This window comes from Mesorhizobium sp. M7A.F.Ca.CA.001.08.2.1 (assembly GCF_003998455.1).
Taxonomy (GTDB): Bacteria; Pseudomonadota; Alphaproteobacteria; order Rhizobiales; family Rhizobiaceae; genus Mesorhizobium; species Mesorhizobium ciceri.
In genome coordinates, this window is the sequence record NZ_RZPW01000296.1 from 1 (window position 1) to 7,062 (window position 7,062).

6 protein-coding genes are annotated in these 7,062 nt (G+C 63.3%); all 6 read right to left on the reverse strand.

From position 1 onward, the window contains the following. A partial coding sequence (locus tag EN914_RS18310) for an AzlD family protein (RefSeq protein WP_164778786.1) occupies positions 1-282 on the reverse strand: 282 nt, incomplete at its 3' end. Then, positions 279-1,007, reverse strand: coding sequence for an AzlC family ABC transporter permease (locus EN914_RS18315; protein WP_024501455.1), 729 nt, complete (start codon positions 1,005-1,007; stop codon positions 279-281). The genes EN914_RS18315 and EN914_RS18310, both read right to left, overlap by 4 nt. 157 nt (positions 1,008-1,164) lie before the next feature. Next, positions 1,165-1,857, reverse strand: coding sequence for a DUF2461 domain-containing protein (locus EN914_RS18320; protein ID WP_024501456.1), 693 nt, complete (start codon positions 1,855-1,857; stop codon positions 1,165-1,167). Then, complete coding sequence (gene ligA, locus EN914_RS18325) at positions 1,857-4,061, reverse strand: NAD-dependent DNA ligase LigA (protein WP_024501457.1); 2,205 nt, start codon at positions 4,059-4,061, stop codon at positions 1,857-1,859. The genes EN914_RS18320 and ligA overlap by 1 nt, the downstream gene beginning before the upstream one ends. A gap of 112 nt (positions 4,062-4,173) precedes the next feature. Then, the gene (gene recN, locus EN914_RS18330) at positions 4,174-5,847 is read right to left on the reverse strand and encodes a DNA repair protein RecN (RefSeq protein WP_024501458.1); all 1,674 of its coding nucleotides are present in this window, start codon (positions 5,845-5,847) and stop codon (positions 4,174-4,176) included. Between the two features lie 119 nt (positions 5,848-5,966). Next, entirely contained in the window at positions 5,967-6,836 is an 870-nt protein-coding gene (locus tag EN914_RS18335; protein ID WP_024501459.1) for an outer membrane protein assembly factor BamD, read from the reverse strand. Between the last annotated feature and the right edge of the window lie 226 nt (positions 6,837-7,062).

Below are 7,062 nucleotides of genomic sequence, written 5' to 3' on the forward strand. Positions count from 1 at the left end.
CCGCGCCACGATCAATACCGCCGCGCCCGCCAAAAACATCGCCATCAACCCACCGCGCAGCGAAACCACGGCGGTGACCACCAGTGCGGCCCATTCCGCCGGGCCGGCGTTCAACAGCTCGGGCGCTACCAGCGTCGTCAGCACCGCCGCCGGCACGGCATTGAGGCCGGCCTCGACGCGGGGATGGATGGTATCGAAGCGCGATATCACCAGGTGCCCGCCGATGCGCGTCAGATAGGTCGCGATTGCGCCGGCGATAATGATCCAGAAGGTCGTGCTCATGGCCGTGCCTTTACGCCGCTATGGTGGGGAGGCAGGATGACCGCCAGCAGCACACCGGCAACAGCGCCAATCGAGACATGCCAGGGCGAGCCCACGGTCTTGTAGGCGATGATGGAGGCGGCAGCGCTGGCAATGACCACCGGCAGCCACAGAGGCCGCTTGCGGAAGCCCAGCACGAGACCGAGGAAATAGATCGGCAGCAGGAAATCGATGCCCAGCGCGTGCGTGTCGGGGATCAGCTTGCCGAACAGCGCACCAAGCGCGCTTTCGACGATCCAGAACAGATAGACAGGCAAGCCAAGTCCCAGATACCAGGCAAAGCCGACCGTCTGGCCGGATTGCGCCCTCGCCTCGGCCACCGCGAATTGCGGATCGGTCAGGATGAAATAACCAAGCGCCTGCTGGATGAGGGGCCAGTGCGCGATGCGCCGGCCGATGCCGGCGGAATAGAGCACGTGGCGGAAATTGACGGCGAAGATCGACAGCACGATCAGCCACGGCGCCACATGCTGGCCGAACAGCTGGATGCCGACCATCTGGCTGGCGCCGCCATAGACCAGCGCACTCATCAGAAAGGCTTCCAGGACCGAGAAGCCATTGTCCACGGCGAGCGCGCCGAACAGCACCGCAAACGGCGCCGAGGCCACCACCACAGGCATCGACAGCCGCACGCCTTGCCAGAAATCGCTTCTGTCGCCGCTCTCGGAAATTACGTCCGTCGCCATCAACCACTCCTGATGCATGTCGCCCAAAAGGGGGATAACGACATGCACAACAACAAGGGAAGCGCGGTATGTAGGTGGCGCGGCTTGCCGTGTCACACGAATTCGCTTGAGCCAAACGATCAGCGGAAATGATCGCTGGATCGGCTGAGTTAGACGCTTATTCCTTCAGGATCTTGCCCTCGATCGCCCTGCCCCAGTCGAGCAGCGGCTTGGCGCGCAAGGTGAAATCGACGAGCTCGTCGACCAGATCAGCCGTATGGATTCCCGCGGGATCGATAACATGCTGGACGACAAAATGCCGGTTGCGGATGGCGGCGACAAGGTCGGGATCGCTGATTTCCTCGAAGCCGCGTGGCGTACGCTTCATACGGCCTTCGGTCTCGAGTTCAAGCCGGTTCTTCTTCAACGCCGCCACCAGGGCGCGAAACCTGTCCGGCTTCGTCGCGATGGCTTTGCGCATCGCCAGCAGCAACGCCGGCTCCGGCTGCCACCAGGCAATGTCGGCAAAGCAGCGCTCAAGCCCGATATGGACGTAGAACACGCCCTGCTCCATCTTGGTGCCGTCGGGCGACAGGATGGCCGACAAATGCCTGTTGTAAGGCCGCTTGTCTTTGGCGAAGCGCACGTCGCGATTGATGCGGAACAGCGACTTCTTGCGATCACCGCGCAGGCCAAGCCCGGCCTCGGCGAAGCGCTCGGTCAGCGTGTCGACGAGATCACTGAGCGGATCGCGCAATTCCTGTTCGAACAGGTCACGGTTCTCCCAAAACCACTCTCGGTTCTGGTGGAAATCCAGCGCCTTGAGGAACGGAATGGCTTTTGGGCCGAACCCTTTGAATGCGCCGTCCATCAGGCCTTGCCGATCCGCGCCAGCCAGGCATCCTCGTCGATCACCTCGATGCCGAGTTCGCTGGCGAGCTTGAGCTTGGAGCCGGCACCCGGCCCGGCGACCACCAGATCCGTCTTCGCCGAAACCGAGCCCGCGACCTTGGCGCCGAGGCGCTCCGCCATCGCCTTGGCCTCGGAGCGTGTCATCTTCTCCAGCGAGCCGGTGAACACGACCGTTTTGCCGGCGACCTCGCTGTCGGCCGAAACGGTGACGACATACGGCTTCGGCTTGACCTGCTCGAGCAGCTTCTCAAGCACCTCGTCGTTGCGCTCATTGCCGAAGAAGCCGCGCAGCGCATCGATCACCGTATCGCCGATGCCGTTGACCGATGGGAAAACAGTATGTGGATCCTCCGCGGCCGCAGTCTCCTTGCCGACGCGGATCAGCTCCTCGATGGTCGAGAAGGTGCGGGCAAGCACGGCCGCCGTCGTTTCGCCGATATGGCGGATGCCGAGCGCGAAGATGAAACGGTCGAGTTCCGGCTCGCGGCGCGAGTCGATGGCCGCGAACAGCTTGTCGAGGCTTTCATAGTTGCGATCCTCGACGCTGCGCACATTCTTGCGTGTCTTGCCCGATGCGGCTTCGCGCTGCCTGGCCTGCTCCTCGCGGCGCTCGGCCAGCGCCCTGGTGACGGCCGGACGGCGGTCCCTGAGCGTGAAGATATCGGCGGCGGTCCTGATCAATCCCGCATTGAAGAACGTGTCTATGTTCTCCGCGCCGAGGCCTTCGATGTCCAGGGCGCCGCGTGACACGAAGTGGCGCAATCCCTCCACCGCCTGCGCCGGGCAGATCAGCTCGCCGGTGCAGCGGCGGCGGGAATCCTCCTTGCCGGTCTTCTCGTTGATCTCGCGCGTCGCCGGCGAGCCGCATATCGGACAGGTGTGCGGGAATTCGTACGGCACGGCATCGGCCGGCCGCTTGTCGATGACGACGCTGACGATCTGCGGAATGACATCGCCTGCCCGCTGGATCACGACCGTATCGCCGATGCGCACGTCGATGCCGTCGCGGATCGGCTGGCCGGTCGAGTCCAGGCCCTTGATATAATCCTCATTGTGCAGCGTGACGTTCTCGACCACGACGCCGCCGACCGTGACCGGCGCCAGCCGCGCGACTGGCGCCAGCGTACCGGTACGGCCGACCTGGATGTCGATCTTCTGAACGGTCGTCATCGCCTGTTCGGCCGGAAATTTATGCGCGATCGCCCAGCGCGGTTCGCCGGTGACGAAGCCCCAGCGGCGTTGCAACTCCAGCTGGTCGACCTTGTAGACGACGCCGTCGATATCGTAGCCGAGCGCGGAGCGCTGCTCCTCGATCCGATGATAATGCGCGATCAACTCCTCGGCCGATTTCGCCCGCACCATCAGCGGACTGATCTTGAACCCCCACTCGGCGAATTTCTGCACCGAATCATACTGGGTCGGAGCCGGATCCGCTGTCGTGTAACCCCAGGCATAGGCGAAGAATTTGAGGTTTCGGCTGGCGGTGACGGACGGATCCTTCTGGCGCAGCGACCCGGCCGCCGTGTTGCGCGGATTGACGTAGTCCTGGCCGCCGACGGCGGCCGAGCGCTGCTTCAGCGCCTCGAATTCCGCATAGGTCATGTAGACCTCGCCGCGGATCTCGATGGTTTCGGGCCAGCCCGAGCCTTTCAGCTTTGCAGGGATGTCGGCGATGGTCTTCAAATTGGCGGTGATGTCTTCGCCGACGGCGCCGTTGCCACGCGTTGCGCCCTGCACGAACACACCGTTTTCGTAACGCAGCGAAGCCGATAGCCCGTCGATCTTCGGTTCGGCCGTGAACGCAATGTCGAGTTCCTTGTCGCGATCGAAGAACCGCCGCCCGCGTTCGATGAAATCCGTGACATCATCGTCTGTATAGGCCTTGGCAAGGCTGAGCATCGGCACGGCATGGCGCACCTTGGTAAAGCCTTCCGCGGGCGCTGCTCCGACCCTGAGCGATGGCGAATCCTCGCGCACCAGCGCCGGAAAGCGCTCCTCGATGGCAAGGTTGCGCCGCGCCAGCGCATCATACTCGGCATCGGTGATAACAGGCGCATCTTCGGTATGGTAGCGCCGGTCGTGCTCGGCGATCTCTTCCGCCAGCCGCTTCAGCTCGGCTTCGGCCTCGCTCTCACTGAGCGAATCGACAGGTTTTTCAGCCATGCTTTCCTTCCCCGGACGGTGGCCCGCCACAATAGATCAGGATTTTGGGAAAATCATTCCTGAACAGCAGGATGGAGCCATATCCTGACTCGATCCCTGACACCTGTTGTTCTTATGCCGCCGTGGTGTTTTCACGCAGCAATCGCTCGGCGGCGGCGCGCGCCTCGTCGGTGATGGTGGCGCCGGCCAGCATGCGCGCGATCTCTTCCTGCCGCGCCGGCCGGTCCATCTCGGCAATGCCGGTGGCGACACGGTCGGTGGTGCCGGATTTGGAGATCAGGAAATGCGTCGCCGCGCGTGCCGCGACCTGTGGCGCATGCGTCACCGAGAGCACCTGGACGCGCTTCGACAGCCGCGCCAGCCGCTGGCCGATGGCGTCGGCGACGGCGCCGCCCACCCCAGTATCGATTTCATCGAAAACCAGCGTCGGCGCCGAGCCGCGGTCGGCCAGCGCGACCTTCAACGCCAGAAGGAAGCGCGAAAGTTCGCCGCCGGACGCTACTTTCATCATCGGCCCGGGCCGCGTGCCTGGATTGGTGCGCACCCAGAATTCGATCTGGTCGATGCCCTCTTCCATGCGGCTCTCGGCCTCGCTCTTCATTTCCACGATAAAGGCGGCGCGTTCGAGCTTCAGCGCCGGCAATTCCGCCATCACCGCCTTGGTCAGGCCGACCGCCGCCGCGTGGCGAAGCGAAGACAGCTGCGCGGCGGCAATGTCGTAGGTCTCGCGTGCCGCGGCGGCCTGCTTTTCCAGCCCGTGCAGGCGCTCCTCGCCGGCATCGAGATCGGCAAGATCGGCCGACATCGTGTCGCGAAGCTGCGCCAGATCGTCGACGGCGACGCTGTGCTTGCGCGAGGCCGCGCGCAGCGAAAACAGCCGCTCCTCCGCCTTCTCCAACCGCTGCGGATCATATTCGGTGGCGCGCAGTGCTGCCTCGACGCCCGATTGCGCCGCGTCGAGCGACAGCATCGCCTCGTCGAGCGACTTGACGACGTCGTCGAGCAGGCCGGGCGCCTCGGTCACCTTGCGCTGCAGTCGTCGCAGCAGGCTGGCCAGTTGCGGCAAGGGCGAGGACGGGCCGGACAGCACATCCTGCGCATCATGGATTTCGGAAGCGATCTTCTCGGCTCGCATCATCGATGCGCGCAGTTCGGCGAGATCCGTCTCCTCGCCCGGCTGCGGATCGAGCTTCGTCAACTCCGCCACCGCGGCGCGCAAATAGTCGGCCTCGCGCGCGGCCGCCGCCACCTTGGCGCGGTGGCGCGACAGCTCCTGCTCGCAGGCGCGCCAGTGCCGCCATGCCTCGCCGGTCGAGCGGACGGCGCCGAGATGGCCACCGAAAGCATCAAGCACCTCGCGATGCGCGCCGGGATCGACCAGCGCGCGTTCATCGTGCTGGCCGTGGATCTCGACCAGCGCGCGCCCGACATCGCGCATCAGCGTGACGCTCGAAGGCTGATCGTTGACGAAGACACGGGTGCGGCCATCCGCCGTCTGCAGGCGGCGCAGGATGATGTCGCCGTCATCCTCGATCGCATTGTCGGCAAGCAGCGCACGCGCCGGATGATTGCGCGGCACGTCGAAGACGGCGATGACCTGGCCTTGGGCCGCGCCATGGCGCACCAGCGACGCGTCGCCGCGCGCACCGAGCGCCAGCGACAGGGCATCGAGCAGGATGGATTTGCCGGCACCGGTTTCGCCGGTCAGCACCGAAAGACCCGGCTGGAAGTCGATATCCAGCTTCTCGATCAGGACGATATCGCGGATCGACAGTCTGGAAAGCATCAGAACCCGAATCTAGAACGGCACGCGACCATTTGCAGTCGCAGCGCCGCACTATCTTTTTGTTTGAGCACCGGATCAATCCGAAAAGCGCTGTGAACGCTTCAGTCGATGCTCATACGTCAGGCGCCGGTGATCATCTTTCCGGCCTTGGATATCCACGACCCTGCATTTTCGCGCGGTGCAAGCCCATTGCTCTGCAAGAGCTTGTAGGAATCCTTGTACCACGGGCTGTCAGGGTAGTTGGTGCCGAGCACGGCGGCGGCCGTCTGCGCCTCCGAAGTCAGACCCATCGCGTAATAGCTTTCGGTCAGACGCGCGAGCGCCTCCTCGACATGGCGCGTGTTGGAATAGTTCTCGACCACGGTGCGGAAGCGCTTGACGGCGGCGATGTATTCACGCCGCTCGAGATAGTAGCGGCCGATCTGCATCTCCTTGCCTGCCAACTGATCGTTGGCGAAGCGGATCTTTTCCTTGGCGTCGTCGACATATTCCGATGTCGGCCAGCGGGTGACCAGATCCTGCATCGTCTGGACGGTCTGACGCGCTTCCTTCTGGTCCTGCGTCACGTCCTTGATCTGGCGGTAGTAGCTCAAGCCGATGATGTACTGCGCATAAGCAGCGTCATCGGTCGACGGGTAAAGCGTGAGATAACGCTTGGCCGAGCCGATCGCCTCGTCGTAATTGCCCTGGCGATAGTCGGCGAAAGCGCCCATCACCATCGATTTGCGGGCCCATTCCGAATAGGGATGCTGGCGGTCGACGGCGTCGAACTTGCGGCTCGCCTCCTGCAGGCGCCCGGCATTGAGATTGGCAAGGCCCTGGTTGTAGAGAACATCGGCCGGCTCGGTCTGGTCGACATAGGTCGACAGGTCGATATCTTTCTCCGACGACATGCAGGCCGACAGGAAGAGCGATGGAACAACTACTGAAAGCGCCAGGAAAACGGCCCTCTGCGGTGCTTTCAATTGACCAACTCGCTTGAAGAACATGATTGGATCTCGCCCTTTCGGCGCTATTTCAATGCCAGTTGCATGCCATTGTTTCAAAACTGGTCCCCACTTTTGAACGACATGCACTAATCGACGGCAGCAGCCATAAACCATAACCGCCTTGCCCGGCAACGCTATCTCCGGCCAATCGCACATTTTTGTGGCGGCCGGACGCAGCTTGGACATCAATGCAATTTCACTGGCAGGTGGTGCATTCCTGCAAAAC

Bases quoted from the DNA above. Each gene is read 5' to 3' on its own strand.
- EN914_RS18315 (WP_024501455.1), bottom strand. From the start codon at position 1,007: ATGGCGACGGACGTAATTTCCGAGAGCGGCGACAGAAGCGATTTCTGG.
- EN914_RS18335 (WP_024501459.1), bottom strand. From the start codon at position 6,836: ATGTTCTTCAAGCGAGTTGGTCAATTGAAAGCACCGCAGAGGGCCGTT.
- EN914_RS18320 (WP_024501456.1), bottom strand. From the start codon at position 1,857: ATGGACGGCGCATTCAAAGGGTTCGGCCCAAAAGCCATTCCGTTCCTC.
- recN (WP_024501458.1), bottom strand. From the start codon at position 5,847: ATGCTTTCCAGACTGTCGATCCGCGATATCGTCCTGATCGAGAAGCTG.
- ligA (WP_024501457.1), bottom strand. From the start codon at position 4,061: ATGGCTGAAAAACCTGTCGATTCGCTCAGTGAGAGCGAGGCCGAAGCC.